Origin of the sequence: Alcanivorax sp. S6407 (assembly GCF_023016115.1) — a bacterium.
Classification (GTDB): domain Bacteria; phylum Pseudomonadota; class Gammaproteobacteria; order Pseudomonadales; family Alcanivoracaceae; genus Alcanivorax.
This window is the reverse complement of record NZ_JALKBH010000008.1, coordinates 96,750-118,482: the sequence shown is the minus strand read 5'-3', so window position 1 is coordinate 118,482 and position 21,733 is coordinate 96,750. Positions and strand designations below refer to the sequence as shown.

Annotated in this window: 13 protein-coding genes; 9 read left to right on the top strand and 4 right to left on the bottom strand. The window is 59.1% G+C overall.

Annotated features, from left to right (window positions below; genetic code table 11):
- Positions 1 to 148 precede the first annotated feature (148 nt).
- The 4 genes from MWU49_RS15770 (at position 149) to MWU49_RS15755 (ending at position 5,905) form a co-directional block, all read left to right on the top strand.
- A complete protein-coding gene (locus tag MWU49_RS15770; RefSeq protein WP_246974168.1) occupies positions 149 to 3,034 on the top strand; it encodes a ribonucleoside-diphosphate reductase subunit alpha in 2,886 nt (961 codons plus the stop codon).
- 141 nt (positions 3,035 to 3,175) lie between these two features.
- On the top strand, positions 3,176 to 4,483 hold the full coding sequence (locus tag MWU49_RS15765) for a ribonucleotide-diphosphate reductase subunit beta (protein ID WP_246974167.1): 1,308 nt from the start codon (positions 3,176 to 3,178) through the stop codon (positions 4,481 to 4,483).
- A gap of 406 nt (positions 4,484 to 4,889) precedes the next feature.
- A complete protein-coding gene (locus tag MWU49_RS15760) occupies positions 4,890 to 5,315 on the top strand; it encodes a spore coat U domain-containing protein (protein ID WP_246974166.1) in 426 nt (141 codons plus the stop codon).
- A gap of 365 nt (positions 5,316 to 5,680) precedes the next feature.
- Positions 5,681 to 5,905 (top strand): hypothetical protein, encoded by a 225-nt coding sequence (locus tag MWU49_RS15755; protein ID WP_153502155.1) that lies wholly within the window; start codon positions 5,681 to 5,683, stop codon positions 5,903 to 5,905.
- Between the two features lie 73 nt (positions 5,906 to 5,978).
- On the opposite strand, the gene MWU49_RS15750 is transcribed toward MWU49_RS15755, so the two are convergent.
- Complete coding sequence (locus MWU49_RS15750; RefSeq protein WP_246974164.1) at positions 5,979 to 7,685, bottom strand: amidohydrolase; 1,707 nt, start codon at positions 7,683 to 7,685, stop codon at positions 5,979 to 5,981.
- 602 nt (positions 7,686 to 8,287) lie between these two features.
- On the opposite strand from MWU49_RS15750, the gene MWU49_RS15745 reads away from it, so the two are divergent.
- The gene (locus tag MWU49_RS15745; RefSeq protein WP_246974162.1) at positions 8,288 to 9,928 is read left to right on the top strand and encodes an acetolactate synthase large subunit; all 1,641 of its coding nucleotides are present in this window, start codon (positions 8,288 to 8,290) and stop codon (positions 9,926 to 9,928) included.
- A gap of 101 nt (positions 9,929 to 10,029) precedes the next feature.
- On the top strand, positions 10,030 to 11,460 hold the full coding sequence (locus MWU49_RS15740) for an aldehyde dehydrogenase family protein (RefSeq protein WP_246974160.1): 1,431 nt from the start codon (positions 10,030 to 10,032) through the stop codon (positions 11,458 to 11,460).
- A 363-nt stretch (positions 11,461 to 11,823) separates the two neighbouring features.
- On the opposite strand, the gene MWU49_RS15735 is transcribed toward MWU49_RS15740, so the two are convergent.
- The 3 genes from MWU49_RS15735 to MWU49_RS15725 form a co-directional block, all read right to left on the bottom strand.
- On the bottom strand, positions 11,824 to 13,440 hold the full coding sequence (locus MWU49_RS15735; RefSeq protein ID WP_246974158.1) for a Na/Pi symporter: 1,617 nt from the start codon (positions 13,438 to 13,440) through the stop codon (positions 11,824 to 11,826).
- 65 nt (positions 13,441 to 13,505) lie between these two features.
- Positions 13,506 to 16,205, bottom strand: coding sequence for an HAD-IC family P-type ATPase (locus MWU49_RS15730; protein WP_246974156.1), 2,700 nt, complete (start codon positions 16,203 to 16,205; stop codon positions 13,506 to 13,508).
- Between the two features lie 9 nt (positions 16,206 to 16,214).
- Complete coding sequence (locus tag MWU49_RS15725; RefSeq protein WP_246974153.1) at positions 16,215 to 17,636, bottom strand: MBL fold metallo-hydrolase; 1,422 nt, start codon at positions 17,634 to 17,636, stop codon at positions 16,215 to 16,217.
- A 308-nt stretch (positions 17,637 to 17,944) separates the two neighbouring features.
- On the opposite strand from MWU49_RS15725, the gene MWU49_RS15720 reads away from it, so the two are divergent.
- From MWU49_RS15720 to MWU49_RS15710, 3 genes are all read left to right on the top strand, one after another.
- Positions 17,945 to 18,088, top strand: coding sequence for a hypothetical protein (locus tag MWU49_RS15720; protein WP_246974150.1), 144 nt, complete (start codon positions 17,945 to 17,947; stop codon positions 18,086 to 18,088).
- A gap of 182 nt (positions 18,089 to 18,270) precedes the next feature.
- Positions 18,271 to 18,798, top strand: a complete 528-nt coding sequence (locus MWU49_RS15715) for a spore coat U domain-containing protein (protein ID WP_246974147.1) — start codon at positions 18,271 to 18,273, stop codon at positions 18,796 to 18,798.
- Between the two features lie 73 nt (positions 18,799 to 18,871).
- Positions 18,872 to 21,724, top strand: a complete 2,853-nt coding sequence (locus MWU49_RS15710; RefSeq protein ID WP_246974205.1) for a fimbria/pilus outer membrane usher protein — start codon at positions 18,872 to 18,874, stop codon at positions 21,722 to 21,724.
- Positions 21,725 to 21,733 lie beyond the last annotated feature (9 nt).

Here is a 21,733-nt window from a genome sequence, read left to right as displayed (position 1 = left end):
CCGGACCCGACAAACAGCTCCAGCAGCGACCCAGTTTTTCACGCCATGGCGTAGCGCCGTGGCGTTTTGCGTGGTTCACAACCCCACGCAACCGGACAACACCACACAAGACAAACAGACAGAACAGCACGACAACGGAGAGGGCACCATGCAAACGGATATGAATCAGAACCCACAGAACCCCACCGGGGCCGCGGGCGACGATGCTGGCCAGGACCAGAACATCGCCAATACCGCACCAGGCCAGCTGCGCGTGATCAAGCGTAACGGCAAGGTAGTGAGCTACGATGACGACAAGATTACCGTCGCCATCAGCAAGGCATTCCTGGCGGTAGAAGGTGGCACCGCAGCCGCCTCTTCCCGTATCCATGAAACCGTGGCGCGCCTCACCGAGCAGGTCAGCGCCACTTTCAAGCGCCGTATGCCCTCCGGCGGCACCATCCACATTGAAGAAATCCAGGATCAGGTCGAACTGGCCCTGATGCGTAATGGCGAGCACAAGGTGGCCCGTGACTACGTGCTGTACCGTGACCGTCAGGCGCAGAAGCGTGCTGAGCAGGCCAGCCAGTTCCCGGAACCCACCCACAAGGTGGAAATGTCCGTGACCATGGAAGATGGCAGCAAGGCGCCGCTGGACATGGGCCGCCTCGAGCATCTTATCCGCACCGCCTGTGAAGGCCTGGACGATGTCCACGCCGACAAGATCATCACCGAAACCGTGAAGAACCTGTACGACGGTGTCTCCATCAACGACGTCAACACCTCCATGGTGATGACCGCGCGCACCCTGATCGAAGTGGAGCCCAACTACTCCCTGGTCACTGCCCGCCTGCTGATGGACAAGATCCGCGCCGAAGCGCTGCAGTACCTGGAGGTGGCCGAGCGCGCCAACCAGGAAGAAATGAATGCACTGTACAGCGATGCTCTCAACGCCTACATCACCAAGGGTATCGAACTGGAGCTGCTGAGCCCGAAACTGGGTGAGTACGATCTGGCCCGTCTGGGTGCTGCCATCCAGGGCGACCGCGATCTGCAGTTCTCCTACCTGGGCCTCCAGACCTTGTACGACCGTTACTTCATTCACCATAACGACACCCGCATCGAACTACCGCAGTGCTTCTTCATGCGTGTCGCCATGGGTCTGGCCATCGAAGAAGAGAACAAGGAAGAGCGCGCCATCGAGTTCTACAACCTGCTCTCCAGCTTCGATTACATGAGCTCTACCCCCACCCTGTTCAACGCCGGCACCCTGCGTCCGCAGCTGTCCAGCTGCTACCTGACCACCGTGCCCGATGACCTGCACGGCATCTACGGTGCCATCCAGGACAACGCCATGCTGTCCAAGTTTGCCGGCGGCCTGGGTAATGACTGGACTCCGGTGCGCGCACTGGGCTCCTACATTAAAGGTACCAATGGCAAATCCCAGGGTGTGGTGCCCTTCCTGAAAGTGGTCAACGACACTGCCGTGGCCGTGAACCAGGGTGGCAAGCGCAAGGGCGCGGTCTGTGCCTACCTGGAAACCTGGCACATGGACATCGAGGAATTCCTCGAGCTGCGCAAGAACACCGGTGACGACCGTCGCCGTACCCACGACATGAACAGCGCCAACTGGATTCCCGACCTGTTCATGAAGCGTGTGCTGAACGAAGAAGACTGGACCCTGTTCAGCCCCAACGACACCCCGGACCTGCACGACCTGTACGGCGAAGCCTTCGAGAAAGCCTACCTGGCCTATGAAGAGCAGACCCGTTCCGGCGAGCTGAAGCTGTTCAAGCGCATTCCCGCCATCAACCTGTGGCGCAAGATGCTGTCCATGCTGTTCGAAACCGGCCACCCGTGGTTCACCTTCAAGGATCCGTGCAACCTGCGCAGCCCGCAGCAGCACGTGGGCGTGGTGCACTCCTCCAACCTGTGCACCGAGATCACCCTGAACACCAACAAGGATGAAATCGCCGTGTGTAACCTGGGTTCCGTGAACCTGGCCCAGCACGTGGACGAAAACGGTCTCGACACCGACAAGCTGCAGCGCACCATTAACACCGCCGTGCGCATGCTGGATAACGTGATCGACATCAACTACTACAGTGTGCCGCAGGCAGAAAACTCCAACATGAAGCATCGCCCGGTGGGCCTGGGCATCATGGGTTTCCAGGATGCGCTGTACAAGCAAGGCATCAGCTACGCTTCTTCCGATGCAGTGTCCTTCGCGGATACCTCCATGGAAGCAGTGAGCTACTACGCCATTCAGGCCTCCGCCAAACTGGCCGAAGAGCGCGGCGCCTACCAGACCTTCGACGGCTCCCTGTGGAGCCAGGGCGTACTGCCGATCGACTCCATCGATATCCTGGTGAACCAGCGTGGCGAGGAATACTGCAAAGTCGATCGCAGCCAGACCCTGGACTGGGACAGCGTGCGCGAGATGGCGAAAAAAGGCATGCGTAACTCCAACGTGATGGCCATCGCGCCCACCGCGACGATTGCCAACATCACCGGGGTTTCACAATCCATTGAGCCGACTTATCAGAACCTGTACGTGAAATCGAACCTGTCCGGCGAGTTCACGGTAGTGAACCCGTACCTGGTACACGCCCTGAAAGAGCGCGGCCTGTGGGACAACGTGATGGTCAACGACCTGAAGTACTACGACGGTTCTGCGCAGCCCATCGAGCGTATTCCTGCCGATCTCAAAGAGCAGTTCCGTACTGCCTTTGAAGTGGAGACCCGCTGGATTGTGGAAGCGGCAAGCCGCCGCCAGAAGTGGATCGATCAGGCCCAGTCCCTGAACCTGTACATCGCGGAAGCCAACGGCAAGAAGCTGGACGTAACCTACAAGATGGCCTGGTTGCTGGGTCTCAAGACCACTTACTACCTGCGCGCCATCGGTGCGACCCAGGCAGAAAAATCCACCATCAACGATGGCAAGCTCAACCGCGTTTCTTCCAAGGTGGAAGAAGAACCGGCGGAGTTCAGCCAGGCCGCCGACGTGCCGCAGGCCTGCTCCATCGATGATCCGGATTGCGAAGCCTGCCAATAAACGCCGGATGCTTGACGCCCGACGCCCGACGCTTTCCATCCTTTTAGCGTCCGGCGTCAGGCCTCAAGCGTCAGGCCGGTTAAAGAATGCATCAAGGGTGACGCCAGGGCGCCACCGCTGACAGAATGAAGGGAGATACACATGCTGAGCTGGGACGAATTCAATGCGCAAGAGACGCCTGCCGCCAAGCCGCAACCAAAGCCCGCAGCGCCGTCGCAATCTGCGGCGGTTTCTGAACAAGCGGCATCTGCACCTCAAGCACCGGCACCGGGAAGTGCAGCGGATGCTGGAGATTCAGGAAGCGATGAGCTGCGAGGACGAACCCCAGACACCTCAATAGAGAGGGCCGTGACCGACGCCGTCGAACGCGCCCAAGCCGCCGTCGCCAAGATGGATGTGGCCGAAGGTGTGGCCGAACTGGAAGGCACCGCCGGCCGTGTGGAAGTTGACGACAAGCGCATGATCAACTGCCGCGCTGACCTCAACCAGCTGGTACCGTTCAAGTACGACTGGGCATGGCAGAAATATCTGGATGGCTGTGCCAACCACTGGATGCCCCAGGAAGTGAACATGAACGCCGACCTGGCGCTGTGGAAAAAGCCCGACGGCCTCACCGAAGATGAGCGCCGTATCGTCAAGCGTAACCTGGGTTTCTTCTCCACCGCCGATTCCCTGGTTGCCAACAACCTGGTGCTGGCCATCTACCGCCTGATCACCAACCCGGAGTGTCGCCAGTACATCCTGCGTCAGTCCTTTGAAGAAGCGATCCACACCCACGCCTACCAGTACTGCATCGAGTCCCTGGGCATGGATGAAGGCGAGATCTTCAACATGTACCGCGAGATTCCTGCCGTGGCCAAGAAGGCACAGTGGGGCATCCAGTACACCCGCGACCTGTCCGATCCGGAATTCAAGACTGGCACCGTGGAAACCGACAAGGCGCTGCTGGAAAACCTGATCGCGTTCTACTGTGTACTGGAAGGCATCTTCTTCTACTGTGGCTTCACCCAGATCCTCTCCATGGGCCGCCGCAACAAGATGACCGGCGTCGCCGAGCAGTTCCAGTACATCCTGCGTGACGAATCCATGCACGTGAACTTCGGTGTGGACGTGATCAACCAGATCAAACTGGAAAACCCGCACCTGTGGGACCAGCAGATGCGCGACAAGGCCACCCAGATGATCCTGGAAGGCACCGAGCTGGAAATCCAGTACGCCCGCGACACCATGCCCCGCGGTGTGCTCGGCATGAACGCCTCCATGATGGAAGAGTACCTGCAGTTCATCGCCAACCGCCGCCTGGCCCAGCTGGGTCTGCCGGAGCAGTTCAAAGGCGTGAACAACCCGTTCCCGTGGATGAGCGAAATCATGGACCTGCGCAAAGAGAAGAACTTCTTCGAAACTCGAGTGACCGAATACCAAGTCGGCGGTGCGCTGAGCTGGGATTAAGAAAGACGGAAAAAGAAAAAGGCGCTTCGGCGCCTTTTTTGTTTTTACGCATCATGCTTCACGCGACAGGCTACACGCTTGGAGAAACCGGGACACCCTATACTGCCCCCCTTTCCGTAGGAGCCTGCCTGCAGGCGATTCTCTGGAAGCTTTTCGCGTGCAAGCACGCTCCCACAGAAAAGACTTCCGCCTGTGGTCAGATGGTACGACGCAGCGCTCATAAATTCATCCGCCGCAGATCTCACTACCCACCCTTTCCCATGAAAACGTTCTCGGAAGATAATCCTGAAATTTCGACACATTTACCCACCGCAATTAGTCATAACGTTTAGGCAACACGGGTTATATGTAACACCCACCGGGCATCCGATATAAAAGAGGGAAAGGCCATTCCAGGGAAGGAATGATGAAACGTTGCACGTCCCTTATTCTGATTGTCTCCTGCGCCTTGTCGGCATCAGCGATGGCCGCTTCAAATACTGCGCGTTTTCAGGTGCAGCTTACCCTCGGTGCGACATGCTCCATCGACAAGATCGGACGCAAGCAATCCGGCTCTCTGGCAACGGATGTGTCCTGTTCCCGTGGCAGCAGCTATGACGTCGGCCTCAGCCACAGCCATGGAACCCGCACGGTGAAATCAGCCGACGGATCCACTGAAGACTTCCAGTATTTTCCTGACAGCGCTCACTCACTTGATTGGGACAATGCATCCCTCTTGAGTGCTACCGGTACCGGGGCAGTAATGACGCACACAGTGGACAGCAACGCCAACAATCAAGACTCCGCCCAACCCGCATCCAGCGACTGGACCACCCTCACCCTCACTTTCTGATATTGCTGCCCTGCGTCACAGGCAGGTCGCTGTTGCACTTGCCACCGTTGTCGACACGGTGCCAGAAAAAATCCAAAGCACATTCAACCAAACCGGCTAAAGGAGTCGAGAAAATCTCCGCTTCTATCTCGCTGAACTCTGTGTTCTCTGTGGTTAATCCTCTTTTGATCTCTGGTTTTGCCCCCTGCAGACAGCCCCCAGGGGAGCGGCAATTGAACCGTTCGTAAAATACTCGCGACCATCCATCACAAACGATCAAACTTTAATCAAATACCCCCAATTGCCGTTTGTTTTACGCCCCTATCGTTGGCAACATGGAGAGGAGTTCTGAAGTCGGGGACTCACAAACCATCAGGAGGCTTCGCATGAGCGACTACGAGAAAGACGAGTACCTGCGTGAAGAGTATCTGCAAGAAGCCGAGGATCTGCTGGAAACCATCGAGCAGGTGGAAGAAACCCTGACCGTGATGTCCAAGGTCGTTGGACAACTGAAAGAACAGGTGGCCTCACACCTGGATCACGACGCGATTGAAATGAGTGCAGAAGAATTTCTGGAGCAGTGCGAGAACCTCGAAGGCACCTGGCACTAATTCAGGCGGTGGCGCCGTAACGGCGCCCTACCGATACAGGGGCCGCATCGCTGGCCCCACTTAGCCCTCGCCGCTACTCTGACATTCCGCCAGGAAAGCGACGGACCCCATCGACCCAGACCCCACGCACCTGGATAGCTTTCCAGTCTGCAATGAATTCACGGGGATCACGGTCGAGCCAGACCAGATCCGCTTTCATGCCGGGTCGCAATTGCCCGACCTCCTCTGCCACACCCAGCTGCCTTGCCGCATCCACCGTCACCGCCCGCAGTGCGCGCTTCACATCGATCGCCTGATCCGCCCCCAACATTTCACCGCTGGCGGTTTCCCGGTGCACCGCATTCCATACCAGTTGCAACGGCTGGAACGGCACTACCGGTGAATCCGCATGCAGGGTAAAGGGCAGACCCAACTGCTGTGCCTCTGCCAATGGCGATATCCGCGCAGCACGCTCCGGGCCAAGGAAAATGTCCCGGTGCCGATCCCCCCAGTAATACACATGCACATTGAAAAAAGAGGGGATCACGTCCAGCGCCACCATACGCTGCAACTGTTCTGCCGTTGCCATCTGCGCATGGATCAGAACCGGCTGTTGCCTGATCTTCGGGCACTGGGCTCGGGCCGCAGCCACCGCGTCCAGGCTCATGGTGATGGCCGCATCACCATTAGCATGAATCGCCACCTGACGATCCCGGCAATGGAAGCGCGCCACCTGCTCGCTCAACGCCTCCAGCGACAAAGAGGGGAAACCCAGGTAATCCTCCGGGTAACTCTCCGGCACAGTAAAATATGGCTCGCTGAGGAAGCCGGTAAAGCCTTGCAGGGAGCCATCACTGACCAGTTTCACTGAACCGAGATAACCACGGGGCCCCGGTGTTAACGACAGGCGTCCAGACCCGATTTGCTCCTGCGCGTCGGCGTCTGGCCAGACACTCAGTCGCAGCGGCAGCATGCCATAACGCAGCACCGGGCCCAGCGCCCTGATATTGGCTGCATCCGCCAGTCCATTCTGGGCAAAGGTGATTCCACGGGAGAGATACTGCTGCGCGGCACGGCGCATCACGCGCCAGCCATCCATGGCAGACAGATCCAGCAATCTGGCCCTTACCGAACTGAAGGCGGTTTCCGCCAGAAGGCCATTCAGGCGTCCCTCTGCGTCTCGACCGTAAAAACCGCCCGCCGGATCCTGCACGGTTTCTTCGATACCCATGAGCGACAATGCAGCGCTGTTCAATACGCCAAGATGACCGGAAATATGCATCACCATGATCGGGCGCTTGTCGCTGACAGAATCCAGCTCCTCCCGGGTGGGGTAACGCTGCTCTCCGACCGTGGTGTCATCAAACCCGTAAGCCAGCAGCGTGCCTTCCGGGCGCCGCTGGGCCAGCAACTTCAAGCGCTCCAGCAAGGTGTCGATACTGTAGAGGTCACCGATGGGGGGACTGTTGGCATCCACCGCAATGGCAGACAGGCCTTCACCGGGAAAATGGCCATGGGCTTCGATGAAGCCCGGCATCAGGGTTCCGCCCTCCAGGTCCACCTGCAGGGCATCGCGGCTAACCTGGTCACGGAGGCTGTCCACATCACCGAACGCGACGATCTCACCACGCTTGACCAGCATGGCCGGGGCCTCAGGCTGCGCCGGGTCCATGGTCATGATGGTGCCGTTATAAAACAGCTGCGCTGCAGGGGAAGGAGGATTGAACCAGCGATGCAGGCCGGCCAGTGCCGCCACCACCAGCAACGCTATCACCGATACGATTCCAAGCCAGATTTTCATAGTCTCCCTCCTAGCAGGCTGTTGAAAAGCCCCTTGCATACTCAGCGTGGCCTGAAGCGTGCAGCTGTTGTGTCTTGTCTCGATGGTCAGGGTGGTTCCCTTTCCGAGAGGCAAGGCGCAGCAGATGTGCGCTTCAGGCCGCGCCTTTATACTCTTTAGAGTGCTCCCGGGTCTTCCAGGCTGGTCCGCACTCGTTGTTGCGCTTTTTCGATGGATGGACATACACCTTCAAAAGCGCGCCCCTCTTTACCTTTTGGCCCATAGAGGGGGCGAACCAGCCTGAAAGACTGAGTACGCAACGGGCTTTTCAACAGCCTGCTAGGCGCAGACTGTGCACCGCCACCACCTTATCGGCAATGGTTCATGATCACATTTGTTAATAAAAAGTATCGGCTTTAACTACCCCTTTGATGCACCATCTCGCGCTATAGTGAACCTCGAAATGTCTACCTAGCACCAACTTGATGCACTTTTCCCGCACCAAAGCAGGGAAAAGCAGGCACAGCGTTTGCATTAAACAGCGTTGAAATTGCATTGCCACACACTCGTGGACACCTGCTGCAACCGAATATCAGACAGGTCACAACCGGAGAGACCACCTCATGAAAGCATCAGATTTGTTCGTCCGAGCCCTGGAAGCCGAAGGCGTTGAACACGTCTTTGCCATTCCTGGCGAAGAAAACCTGGACCTGCTGGAGTCCCTGCGCGGCTCCAAAATCAAACTGGTGATTACCCGTCATGAGCAGGCAGCCGGTTTCATGGCTTCCACCTATGGTCGCCTGACCGGCAAGGCCGGTGTGTGCATGTCCACCCTTGGCCCCGGCGCCACCAACTTCGTGACCGCCGCCGCCTATGCCCAGCTCGGCGCCATGCCCATGGTGATGATCACCGGCCAGAAGCCCATCAAGAGCAGCAAGCAGGGCCAGTTCCAGATCATTGATGTGGTCGACATGATGCGCCCGCTGACAAAGTTCACCAAGCAGGTGGTCAGTGGCGACTCCATCCCCACCCGCATTCGCGAAGCCTTCCGTCTTGCGCAAGAAGAACGCCCCGGCGCGACTCACCTGGAGCTGCCGGAAGATATCGCCCGCGAACATTCCACCATGCCGGTCACCGAGCCGAGCATGACCCGTCGCCCGATAGCCGAAGACAAGGCTATCTGCAAGGCCATCGAAGCCATCCAAGGTGCGCGCAAGCCGCTGCTGCTGGCCGGCGCCGGCGCCAACCGCAAGCTGACCAGCAAGATGCTGCGCCAGTTTGTGGAGAAGCTGGGCATCCCGGTGATCACCACCCAGATGGGCAAAGGGGTGGTGGATGAGACCGGCGCGCACTTCCTTGGCAATACGGCCTTGTCCGCCGGTGACTTCGTGCACCGTGCCATCGACCAGGCCGACCTGATCATCAATGTGGGTCACGACGTGGTGGAGAAGCCACCGTTTTTCATGCGCCCGGGCGGCGCCGAAGTGGTACACATCAACTTCAACTCCGCCCAGGTCGACCCGGTCTACTTCCCGCAGATTGAAGTGATCGGCGATATCGCCAACAGCCTTTGGCAGCTCAAGGAACGCCTGGAGCCCCAGGAGCACTGGAGCTTCTCCGACTTCCACCGGATTCGTGATGCGCTGCAGACTCACATCCGTGAAGGCATCGCCGATGACAGCTTCCCGATCCGCCCGCAGCGTCTGGTGGACGAGATCCGCAAGGTCATGCCCGAAGACGGCATCCTTACCCTCGACAACGGCATGTACAAAATCTGGTTTGCCCGTAACTACCCGGCGATCAAACCCAACACCGTGCTGCTGGATAACGCGCTGGCCACCATGGGCGCCGGCCTGCCCTCCGGCATGGCCGCCAAGATGGTCTATCCGGAACGTCGCGTAATGGCCATTGCCGGTGACGGCGGCTTCATGATGAACAGCCAGGAACTGGAAACCGCGGTTCGCCTGAAGCTGGACATCGTGATTCTGATCCTGCGCGACGACGGCTACGGCATGATCAAGTGGAAGCAGGCGGACATGGATTTCCAGGACTTCGGTCTGGACTTCACCAACCCGGACTTCGTGGATTATGCCCGCGCTTATGGCGCCAATGGCCATCGTGTAGAATCCACCGCTGGCCTCGCCCCGCTGATCGAAGAGTGCTATGCCGCCGGCGGCGTGCACGTGATTGATTGCCCGGTGGACTACCGCGACAACAACCGCATCCTCAATCAGGAAATTCGTGATCTCAGCTCAAAGCTGTAAGAACGCCCGACGCCTGATGCAAGACGCTCGACGCCCGTTTTCTTTAAGCGTCATGCATCAGGCGTCCAGCTTCCGGCGTTCTTCAACCTTCGGAGAAAAAAATGCTGAAGAATTCTTACCCCTACTACCTGGCCAATGAGGCGGTGTTCGCCAACCAGGATCTGGACGTTACCGACAAGTACAGCGGTGAAGTGGCGACCCGTGTGGCCATGGCGGATGCCGCCACCATCGACAAGGCCATTGATGCTGCTGACAAGGCCAGTGCGGCCATGGCAAAACTGGCACCCTATGAGCGCCAGGCGATTCTTTATCACTGCGTAAAACGTTTTGAAGAGCGCTTTGACGAACTGGCCGAAGCACTGTGCGTGGAAGCCGGCAAACCGATCAAGGATGCCCGCGGCGAAGTCACCCGTCTGATCGATACCTTCCGCGTGGCCGCCGAAGAGTCGGTACGCATCGAAGGCGAAGTCCTGAACCTGGAAATTTCTGCCCGCGCCAAAGGCTACCGGGGCATGGTCAAGCGTGTGCCGATTGGTCCGTGCTCATTCATTTCCCCGTTCAACTTCCCGTTGAACCTGGCAGCCCACAAGGTAGCACCGGCCATCGCCGCCGGCTGCCCCTTCGTGCTCAAGCCGGCCAGTCGCACGCCCATCGGCGCCATCATCATCGGTGAAGTGCTGGCAGAAACGGATCTCCCCAAAGGCGCCTTTTCTATCCTCCCCTGTCACCGTGACGGCGCGGACCTGTTCACCACGGATGAGCGCTTCAAGCTGCTCAGCTTCACCGGTAGCCCGGATGTGGGCTGGGACCTGAAAGCCCGTGCCGGCAAGAAGCCGGTGATTCTGGAACTGGGCGGCAACGCTGCAGTAGTGGTAGACGAAGATGCGGACCTGAACGACGCAGTGGAGCGCATCGTCTTTGGTGCTTTCTATCAGTCCGGCCAGAGCTGTATCGGTGTTCAGCGCATCATGATTCACGACAAGGTCTATGACGAGCTGAAAGCCAGACTGGTGGAAAAGACCGCCTCCCTGAAAATGGGCGACCCGAAAAACGAGGACACCTTCATTGGCCCGGTAATTTCCGAAGGCGAAGCGACGCGTCTGGAAAACTGGATCAATGAAGCCGTGGACGCCGGCGCCAAACTGCTCACCGGCGGCAAGCGCGACGGCGCCATGCTGGAAGCCACCCTGCTGGAAGATGCACCGGCCGGCACCAACATTGTGGAAGAGGAAGCGTTCGGCCCGGTGGCCGTGATCAGCCGCTTCAGCGACTTCGATGACGCCCTGCGTGCCATCAACGAATCCAAATTCGGCCTGCAGGCCGGCATCTTCACCCGCGACCTGTACAAGGCCCAGAAAGCCTGGGACGAGCTGGAAGTCGGCGGCGTGGTGATCGGTGATGTACCGAGCTGGCGCGTGGACAACATGCCCTACGGTGGCGTGAAGGATTCCGGCCTGGGCCGTGAAGGCATTCGCTGGGCCATCAATGACATGACCGAAGAACGCCTGCTGGTGATTCGTACTCCGCAGTAAGTGTTCGGTTGGCAGTTACCTCCCTCTGGACCAGGGAGTGCGGGCCCGCTTTCGCAAGGAAGCGGGCCCGAATTTATTCGCCGCTCTGCGGCTGCAACACGCTTCACGCAACAGGCGACACGCGCAACCAAAACCCCGCTCTTCCAGGGGACGAACCTCGCGTAGCGAGGCGACCGAAGGGAGGTGTTTTAATCAACCTGTCGAGCCCGGAAAGGCCTGATCGCCCTGCGGCATGTTCCTTTCTGGCCCCTCTTAAGGGAGTAGAGGCGCCGACAAATCTAAATGCGTTTCTGGAATCCTTACCTCGCTTAGGCTCGGATCGCGAGCAGGCTCGCTCCTACAGCGGCTTCGTAGCTTTCGGCGTCAGGCATCAGGCATCAGGCGTTCATCACTATCCTCCGGATCATCCGGTGGTGGTGTTGCGGCCATCAGGCTGTAGTAGTCCAATGCCCGCTGCCATTGCTCCAGCATCCAGCGCCCCTGACTCAGACTCTGCAAGGCCAGATCCAGCGAGGTGCGGGACAGATTGCCGGACATGGCGCTGGCCAGCAGGCCGTGTTTGGCCTGTTCATATTTCCCCAGCAACGCTTCAGCCCCGGCACTGCCATCGCCGGCGCGCCACTCTTCTTCCATCTGCCGGCCTGCGCTGGCGAACCAGTCCGACAGCAATTCTTCCACCCGCGACCAGTCATCATGTCGCTGCAGGGCCTGACAAAGGCCATCCAGTCTCTGCAAGGTGTCATCCATGTTCAGCAGATTCCCCTGCAGCCGCCAGCCCATCTGGAACACATTGATCTGCTCATCACTGAGATGTTGCCGGCCCACATCGGCGAGGAAATCCCCGATCTGTTCCAGCAGCCGGTCACGAATCACGATGTGGCCCAGGCGCTTGCTGTCCGGGTCCGGCAGGGTGGCCATGGCCACCGGGTACTGCACCAGCAAACGTTCCATTTCCTGGGCCAGCGCCGCTCGTGCCGCATCCGGTAACGACACCAGATTACGGTCCAGAAACTGGAGTTTTTCCTTGCTCGATTGCCGCTCCCTGAAACGGCTCAGCAGGAAGCGACTCATGAACGGCTCGATGGGCCACATCAGCACAATGCCCAACAGATTGAAGCAGGTATGAAACAGCGCCAGCCTGGCGGCGGGATCCTCTTCCAGCCAGAGCACGCCGGCGAGCAGATCCACCACCTGAAGCAGCACGCCGAGCAGCACGATGGCCATGACCCCGGTGAGCAGATTGAACAGCACGTGGGCGATGGCCAGCCGCCGGGCATTGGCGGTGGCGCCCAGGGTGGCAATGAGCGCCGTGGAAGTGGTGCCCACATTGGCCCCGATGACCATGGCCGCCGCTTCGCGAAAACCCAGCATGCCGCCGGCCAGGGCGGTGAGCACCAGCGCCACCGTGGCACTGGATGACTGCATCAGGGAGGTCAGTACGATGCCCGCCAGCACCAGCCAGATGAGGGCGGCGCCGCCATCCGGCACGGTAAATTGCTCACCCAGATTCTGGAAGCCGCTGGACAGCACATCGATGCCCATGAACAGGATGCCGAAACCGGCCAGCGCCATGCCCAGATTGCGGTAACGATCCACCGGGGCAAACACCCGCAACAGGGCACCCACCCCCACCAGCGGTAACGCCAGCACATCAATCTTGAACTTCACCCCGATCAGCGCCACTACCCAGGCGGTAAGCGTTGTACCAAGATTGCTGCCGAAGATGACCCACACTGCCCTCTCGAATCGCAACAGGCCGCTGTTCACGAAGCCCAGCGCTGCCACCGTCACTGCACTGGATGACTGCACCACCGCCGTCAGCAGGGTGCCCGACAACAGCCCGCGCAGACGACTTCGGGTCCAGCTGGACAACAGGCGCTCAAGCGACGCTCCTGCCGCCACCTTCAGCCCTTCGGTAATCAGCCACATGCCCAGCAGGAAAAGCCCCACCCCGCCAAGCACCGCAATGACATACTCCATCTACACCTGGCCTCCCAGCCACACCCGGTCACGTCTGCCAGTCACGCACCGGTTTACCCAACCCATCAGCCATGATGGGCCAGCGGTTGCCCATCAACGGCTCGCCCCCGCAGCCACCGCACCATCGCCTTTTCCCCTTCCACCGCCAGCAAGATCACCAGCGCGGTCAGCAGGGCTTCCAGCCACAGATGCAACGACAGGGACACGGAACCAAACAACGTCTGCAGTGGCGGCACCTCCAGAAACAGCCACTGCAACACCACCACCACCGCCGACGCCAGCAGCGCCGGCATAATCCCTTCAAGGGACGGTCGCGACCAGGCCGGTGCCAGCACCCGCCGGCAGGCAAACAGATACACAATCTCGATCCACACCAGGGTCAGCACCGCCATGCTACGCGCCCTTTCCAGGTCCTCGGCATCAAACCGGTGGTACTGCCAGAACACCGCCGCGGTTCCCAGCATGCCCAGCCACAACAGCCGGAACAGCAGCAGGGGCGTAATCAGTCCCTGTCGGGGTGAGCGGGGCGGTCGCGCCATCAGGTCCGCCTCGCCCTGCTCGAAGGCCAGCGCCAGCGCCAGCGAAATGGCGGTGATCATGTTGACCCAGAGAATCTGTACCGGGGTAATCGGCAATGGCACACCCAGCACCACCGCCACCATCAATACCAGTGCCTCTATCAGGCTGGTGGGCAGAATAAACAACAGCGCCTTGACGATATTGTCGTAGACCGTGCGCCCTTCGCGCACTGCTGCAGCAATGGTGGCGAAGTTGTCATCAGTCAGTACCATGCCCGCCGCATCCCGGGCGGCATCGGTGCCCTTGCCGCCCATGGCAATGCCGATATCGGCCCGCTGCAACGCCGGGGCATCATTCACCCCATCCCCGGTCATGGCCACCACCTGCCCCCCCGCCTGCAGGCGCTCCACCAACCTCAGCTTGTCGGCGGGCGAAGTACGGGCAAACACGTCCACGTCATCCAACAGCACATCCAGTTCGGCATCGGAGGTCTCTGCCAGCATCTTGCCGGTCATCACCTTGCCACCGGCCAAGCCCACCTGGGTGGCAATCACTCGCGCGGTTTCCGGGTTATCGCCGGTAATCATCTTCACGCGGATTCCCGCCCGACGACACTCGGCCACCGCCGTCACCGCCTCCTCGCGGGGCGGGTCCAGGGTGCCGGCCAGCCCCAGCAAGACCAGCCCGCTTTCCAGATCCTGCTCTGTCAGTGAGGCCTGCGAGGCCGTTAGCGGTTTGGCCGCCAGCGCCAGCACCCGCAACCCCTCTCCTGCCAGACTGTTCAGCGCCTGCTGCCAGAACGCCTGCGCCAGCGGCCCACGGCCGTCCTCATTCTGCTGATACTCACACAGGCCCAGTAACCGTTCCGGAGCACCTTTCACCATGATCTGCTGCTGGCCATCCACCTGATTCAGCGTGGCCATGTAAAGCCGCTCCGTGGCAAAGGGCAGCTCCGCCTGACGCGGACAGGCGTCACGAAAATGCTCGTCCAGCCCCGCCTTGTTAGCCATGACGTAAAGCGCACCTTCAGTGGGATCACCATGCAGATGCCATTGCCCCTCGCTTTCCTTCAACCAGGCGTCATTGCACAACATGGCCACTTTGGCCGCCTGATCAAACAGCAGACTGGCGGCCGGGGTGTCACTCTCCACCTTCCCCTCGGGGGCATACCCTTCGCCAGAAATCTGCACCCGCCCTGCCGCAGTCACAAAGGTGCGGGTGGTCATTTCGTTGCGGGTAAGGGTGCCGGTCTTGTCCGAGCAGATCACCGTCACCGAGCCCAGTACTTCCACCACCGGTAGCTTGCGAATCACGGCATGATTTTTCGCCATCCGCTGCACCCCGATCGCCAGGGTGATGGTGACAATGGCAGGTAACCCTTCGGGAATGGCTGCCACCACAATGCCCACGGCGACAGGCAACAGCTGGGAAGGGGCCATGCCCATGGCCAGCACCGCCCAGGCCAACCCCACTGCCGACAGCAACAGAATCAGGATAGCCAGCTGACGCCCCAGCCGGGCCAGTGCGCGTGTCAGCGGGGTTTCGGGGGCCCGCACGGTGGCCACCATTTCGCCAATCCGGCCCAGCTCCGTGTCCGTTCCCGTGGCCACTACCAGCCCATCGGCGGCCCCCGTTGTCACCAGCGAGCCCATCCACGCCATGTTGCTGCGCTCGGCCAGACTGGTCTCTTCCGGCAGCACCGCAGCCTGCTTGCCCACCGGCACGGACTCACCGGTGAGCATCGCTTCGTCACAATGCAGTTCATTGACACTGAGTAATCGCAGGTCGGCAGGGACACGATCGCCCGCGGCCAATACCACTCTGTCCCCGGGCACCAGCTCCGCCGCATCCAGAGTCTGAAGCTGGCCATCACGCCATACCCGGCAGCTTGCCACCAGCATTTGCTGAATAGCCCGTAGCGCAGCCTCTGCCTTGCCTTCCTGAACAAAGCCGACGACGGCATTGATTACCACCACCATGGCGATGACCACCGCATCACTGGTGTGGCCCATGATCAGGGCCAACACCGCCGCCACCAACAACACATAAAGCAGAACATCATGAAACTGGCTGGCAAGACGCCGCCAGGGGCCACGGCGGCGCTGCTCGAGCAGGCGGTTTTCCCCGAAACGCAGTCGCTGGTCGCGAACCTGTGCGTCCGTCAGTCCACCGTCCGGGCTGCCCAATTTATGCAACAAGGCAGTGTCAGGCAGTTGATGCCAGGCCTGCCGTGGAGATGCACTCATTGCTCTCCCTCAGGCGAAATCCGGAGTGAACATGACACCCTGCTCGGCTACGGAGACGTGCCGGCCCATCTCTGTCAGCGCACCAGCAAGACTTTCCAGGGCTTCCGGTTCACCGTGCACCAGGCGAAACCGGGGTGAACCCTCAATACTCTTTGCCCAGGCCAGTAACTCGTGGCGACCGGCATGGGCAGAAAAACCACCCAGCGTATGCAGCTGTGCCTTCACCGCATATCGCTGACCGAACATGCGTATATGCGTGGCGCCGTCCACCAGCTTGCGGCCCAGGGTGCCGCGGGCCTGATAACCGGTGAAAACCAGATGATTGCGTGATTGCCAGAGACGATGCTTGAGGTGATGACGAATGCGCCCGCCATTACACATGCCGCTGCCGGCAATGATGATGGCGCCGCGTTCGATACGGTTGATCTGCATGGACTCTTCCACCGACGGCGTCGGTGTCAGTACTGGCAGGAAATCCTGCAGGGTACGGGCTCCAAAGTGTGCCATGACACGCTGATCCTGCTCATCCAGGGCATCCAGCCACTGGTCATAGAGCCCGGTGACTTCCAGCGCCATAGGGCTGTCCAGAAACACATGCCAACCTTCCAGCAAACCGCGGTGATAGAGGCAACCGAGATGGAACAGCAGTTCCTGGGTTCGCCCCACAGCAAAGGCGGGCATCATGATCACGCCGTCATTGCGAGCCTGGGCAATGATGTCCTCCAGCTCGGTCATGGTGTCTTCCTGACTCCGGTGATTGCGATCGCCGTAGGTACTTTCCATGATCACCAGATCTGCCCGCTGCGGCACCTCCGGAGTGCGCATCAGCACACGCTCGCTGGCCCCCAGGTCGCCCGAAAATACCAGGGTACGGTCCGGCTCTCCCTTGATCAGCAGCTCCACCACTGCCGAACCGAGTATGTGGCCAGCATCATGAAAGGTCAGCGTTACACCGGGAAGGATGGTCTCCTTCTGGTGATACTCCATCGGCTGGCACTGCTCCAGCACCTGACGAACATGGTCCAGGGTGTACCGGGGTTTGATGGTGGCGCGCCCGGCCCGCTTGCGGCGCAGGTTGCTGTGGTCCAGATCGCGCTGATAAAGGTTGGCGGCATCCTCCAGCATGATGGCCAGCAGATTCAGGGTCGGCCCGGTGCAATAGATCGGCCCGCCAAAACCCTCGGCGACCAGCAGAGGCAACAACCCGCAGTGATCCAGGTGAGCATGGGACAGCACCACGGCATCCATCTGCCGTGGCACAAAATCGAACTGCTCGTCCTGCAGCCGTTTAACGGCATCCCCCCCCTGGTGCATGCCGCAATCCAGCAGCAACTGCTTGCCATGAACTTCCACCCGGTGACAGGACCCTGTCACCTCCCCCGCGGCACCGTGAGAGGTCACGGTGAAATCACTGCTGTATTCCGTGTGCATGGGCTTCCTTGATATGCCTGATAACGTGACTGACCCTGCGCGAGTCATTGCATGACTGTGTAGCCTTAATGTGTCCCGTTATCCGCCTGTAAATCAATGCTTTTTCGCTGCCCGGAATGACAGATCAGCAAGCACCTTGCACAGACTGCCCTGCACGGTTGCACTGACCGGCCATCTCCCCGTAATGACCGCCTGCCCACCGGGCAGGCAGCTTGTCCGTCAACGCCATGCGCCTGTCCCAAAGCCATGGCAGCCCGAAATCACAGAGGGGTAGTGTCGGAAATGACAAGAACAACGGAGGACAAGGAATGACCACCACTATCAAGGAATTCATGCACGCACTGGCCACCCTGCTGGGGGGCTCCCGCTTTAACGACTATCTGGAAGCCAAACAGCCCGTGCCGATACCGATCAAGGTGGCTCCGCCACAACACCCGGATCACTACCGATAACCGTTTATCCCCGGATATACCCGCTCACACCAATATGAACACCGTTCATCTTGGTTTTACACAGGATTAACAGAAGAGCATTTACCTGAGACGTCACCTAAGCTTATTGTCTGAAGCCAATAAAGAATATGTGACATGGGTCACACAAAATTAGACTACTGTTCCAGATTTGGAGAGTTCACATGAAAAAGTCCCTTTCGCTTGCCGCCCTGTCCGCCGCCATGCTGAGCGCTCCGCTGGTTAGCCAGGCGGTCGACATTACCCGGGATTTCAACGTCACCCTGACGCTGACTCCCTCGTGCACCATTGACACTGCAGCCATGGCAGATCTGGCCTTTGGCACCCAGACCAGTGCCGCTGTGGTAGCGGGCCCTATTGACGCCAACACTACCGTTGATGTGACCTGCTCCTTCGGTGCGGACTACACCGTTGACCTGAATAACGGCCTGAATTCTGCCAGCGCAACGGGCACTAATCGTGCCATGCTGGGTGGGGCCGCTTCCTACGTTTCCTATGAGCTTTATTCTGACAGCTACACCACTACTTGGGACTCAGGTTCCCCCGTAGCGCGCGAGGGCACAGGCGCACAGGAAACCATTACCGTCTATGGCCGCATTCCCGCACAAACCCCGGACATCGATTCTGGTGATACTTTCGACTCAGCAGGTTTGAGTTTCCAGGATACGGTAACACTTACACTTAGCTACTAATCCCATTAGACGCTAAGATTCCCCTCTACCGGGCTGATCCTCAGCCCGGACAGAGGAACAAGGAAGTCTGTTGGTGAAGGCGAAGCGCATCCAGGGAGAGGGCAAGACCCGCCCATTACCACAATGTCTGGCCTCTACCCTCTTTACCCTGTTTCCTCTACTGTCTACTCCGGCCTGGAGTGAAGACAGTGCATCGATACGGCTGGCCAATTCAACAGAATCAGCCGTGGTCTCACTTGATGATCACTTCTCGCAAACAGATATTGCCCGTCTGCGAGCCCAGGCGCGCGGTGCTGGTGATGCTTTTATTGCCTACCCTCGACTGATTCTTAATGGCCGCACCACTGCCCAAATGCTCCCCGTACAGGTTTACGGTGAGGAAGTAGCGGTAGATACCGAAGCCCTGGCGGCTCAGGGGATCAAGATCCCTGGTGCGGAAAAAGCAAAATGGCAAACACTGACCGAGCTCGGCATTGCAGGCCGTTATGACAACAATGCCCAGCAAGTGACCTTGCTTGTACCGGCCAAATGGCTGCCCCACCAAAGCCTTTCCGCCGGACTTTCACCCAGCACAACACCTATAAATCCTGGTAAAGGCGCACTGCTGAATTACGATGCTTACAGCACCTGGCTGGATAATGGCGACCAGCAAACCTCCGCCAGCCATGAACTCCGCCTGTTCGACCACTGGGGGGTAGCCAGCAGCAGCGGACTGGTTCGCTGGAATGACAACAGTGAAGATGATGGGGACTATGTACGTCTTGACAGTTACTGGCGCCATACCAACCCCCAAAACATGCAAACCTGGGTGGCAGGTGACGCCATTACCGGCGCGCTGAACTGGACCCCCTCCGTTCGCCTTGGCGGTATTCAGTTGTCTCGCAACTTTGCGTCAAGGCCTGACCTGATAACCTTTCCGCTGCCCCAAATCAGTGGTTCCGCCACCCTGCCATCAGCACTACAGGTATTCGTCAACGATCTCCGACTTACTGATCAGGCGATTCAGCCGGGTCCCTTTGTGCTGGAGACCGCGCCACAGATAACAGGGCTGGGGGAAGCCCAGATCGTAACGACAGATACCCTGGGGAGGCAGGTCACCCAGACCATTCCCTTCTATGTCAGCCCAAAGTTGCTGAAACCCGGGCTGTGGGACTATTCCGCGAGCCTTGGCACGCCGCGTCGAAACTATGCTCGCAGATCCAATGACTATGATGGGCAACCGGTAGCTACCGGGGTTGCCAGATACGGCATTAATGAACAGTACACCGTTGAAGCAACCAGCAGCGCCAGCAAAGAACTGTTTAACACAGGGGTTGGACTTGTCGCCCGGCCCGGACTCTGGGGGGTCTCCAACCTGGCACTTGCCTATGGTCAGGAGGATGGAAATAACGGCGCACAGTGGGTCGCGGGTCATGAGTTTCGTGTTCGCCGATACGCTGTTAGCGGCCAGTATACCGGCAGCAGCAAGGGCTACAGGGATCTGAGCAACACCCTCGATAACGCTCTCCCCATCAAGCGCACCGTGCAGTTGAATGGCAGCCTTAACATGCGCGAGCACGGGAGTGTCAGCGCCAGCTACCTGGACACAACCTACTTCAGTGGCAGTTCCAGCCGCTTCCTGGTGTTGGGTCACAACCGCACACTCTGGCGCCAGCTGTCTGTCAATCTCAGCGTCAACCAGAACCTGAACGACAGTGATGACCGAACCTGGCTGGCAGGTTTTCTGTACCGCTTCCAGCCCAGTAACAGCCGACCGATTCAGGCTGGTATACGCTTTGAGCACAAGGAGCTGGATGGCGACACCAACACCATCATGACAATGAGCCAGCAGGCCGAGGAATTCTGGGATACAGGATGGGATCTCGCCTATAGCCCCGATACCGACGGTATTCGCCAAGCCAGAGGTCGCTGGTGGACCCCGTATGCGGACTTACAGGCTGGCATCTATGGCACGGATACTGAAACCAACAGTTTTGCCAACGTCAGTGGTTCGGTGGTGACCAACTATGAAGGAGTGTTCGCTGCAAACACGATGCATGACAGCTTCGCCATTGTTGATACCGGAGGCTACCCGGATATTCCTGTGAGACGCTCCAACAGGCTGATTGGCCACACCAACAGCAAAGGGCGACTTCTGCTGCCCAACATCCTTCCCTGGCAAGACAATAAACTGGCCATCGATGTGAACAACCTTCCTGCCGATGTCCGGTTCAGTGAAGATGAACTCACCATCAAACCCTCTGAGTTGACAGGCGTCACCGCTCACTTTGATGTACAGCAGATCAACAACGCCATCATCCTTGTCCAGGACAGCGCCGGCAATCCCATTGCAGCAGGCGCCAGAGTGCTTCTGCCCAACGCCAATGCCACCGTGGTTGGTTTTGGAGGCGAGGCGTACCTGGAAGATGTGTCTGCTGGTGAGAACGAAATTGGCATTATCAGTAATGGCAGCCTTTGTACCGTAACCTTCGACTACACGCCGACGCCGGGATCGCTGCAACAACTTGGCCCATTTGGCTGCCTGTCCCCCTCCGAGCGACAGGACACTCCCCAGGAAAAGATCACGGTTCCGATTCCTGAGCCAGAGAGCGTGCCGGATCAGACCATGACTAGCCCGTCCATCGAAACCACTAAAGAAGCGATCACGACAGATATTGTCGAAGATGGTCGGGTATTGCTTAAGGTTCGTGACAAAGAAGGTAATGCCATTCCCGAAGGTGCCAGGGTTCTGATCCCAAAGGCCGAAGCGGCAACCATGGGCGCAGAGGGAGAAGTGTTGCTACAAGGACTAACCTCTGGCCAAAATGAAATTGGCATCATCAGCAGAGCCGGCCTGTGTACCGTGAAGTTTACCTTTACACCAGAGCCCGGAACCCTCTCGGAACTTGGCCCATTCACTTGCCTGTCACCATCGGAACAGGAATAAAGGAGAGCC

Coding starts and splice junctions, on each gene's coding strand:
- MWU49_RS15770 (WP_246974168.1), top strand. CDS start 149: ATGCAAACGGATATGAATCAGAACCCACAGAACCCCACCGGGGCCGCG.
- MWU49_RS15765 (WP_246974167.1), top strand. CDS start 3,176: ATGCTGAGCTGGGACGAATTCAATGCGCAAGAGACGCCTGCCGCCAAG.
- MWU49_RS15760 (WP_246974166.1), top strand. CDS start 4,890: ATGAAACGTTGCACGTCCCTTATTCTGATTGTCTCCTGCGCCTTGTCG.
- MWU49_RS15755 (WP_153502155.1), top strand. CDS start 5,681: ATGAGCGACTACGAGAAAGACGAGTACCTGCGTGAAGAGTATCTGCAA.
- MWU49_RS15750 (WP_246974164.1), bottom strand. CDS start 7,685: ATGAAAATCTGGCTTGGAATCGTATCGGTGATAGCGTTGCTGGTGGTG.
- MWU49_RS15745 (WP_246974162.1), top strand. CDS start 8,288: ATGAAAGCATCAGATTTGTTCGTCCGAGCCCTGGAAGCCGAAGGCGTT.
- MWU49_RS15740 (WP_246974160.1), top strand. CDS start 10,030: ATGCTGAAGAATTCTTACCCCTACTACCTGGCCAATGAGGCGGTGTTC.
- MWU49_RS15735 (WP_246974158.1), bottom strand. CDS start 13,440: ATGGAGTATGTCATTGCGGTGCTTGGCGGGGTGGGGCTTTTCCTGCTG.
- MWU49_RS15730 (WP_246974156.1), bottom strand. CDS start 16,205: ATGAGTGCATCTCCACGGCAGGCCTGGCATCAACTGCCTGACACTGCC.
- MWU49_RS15725 (WP_246974153.1), bottom strand. CDS start 17,636: ATGCACACGGAATACAGCAGTGATTTCACCGTGACCTCTCACGGTGCC.
- MWU49_RS15720 (WP_246974150.1), top strand. CDS start 17,945: ATGACCACCACTATCAAGGAATTCATGCACGCACTGGCCACCCTGCTG.
- MWU49_RS15715 (WP_246974147.1), top strand. CDS start 18,271: ATGAAAAAGTCCCTTTCGCTTGCCGCCCTGTCCGCCGCCATGCTGAGC.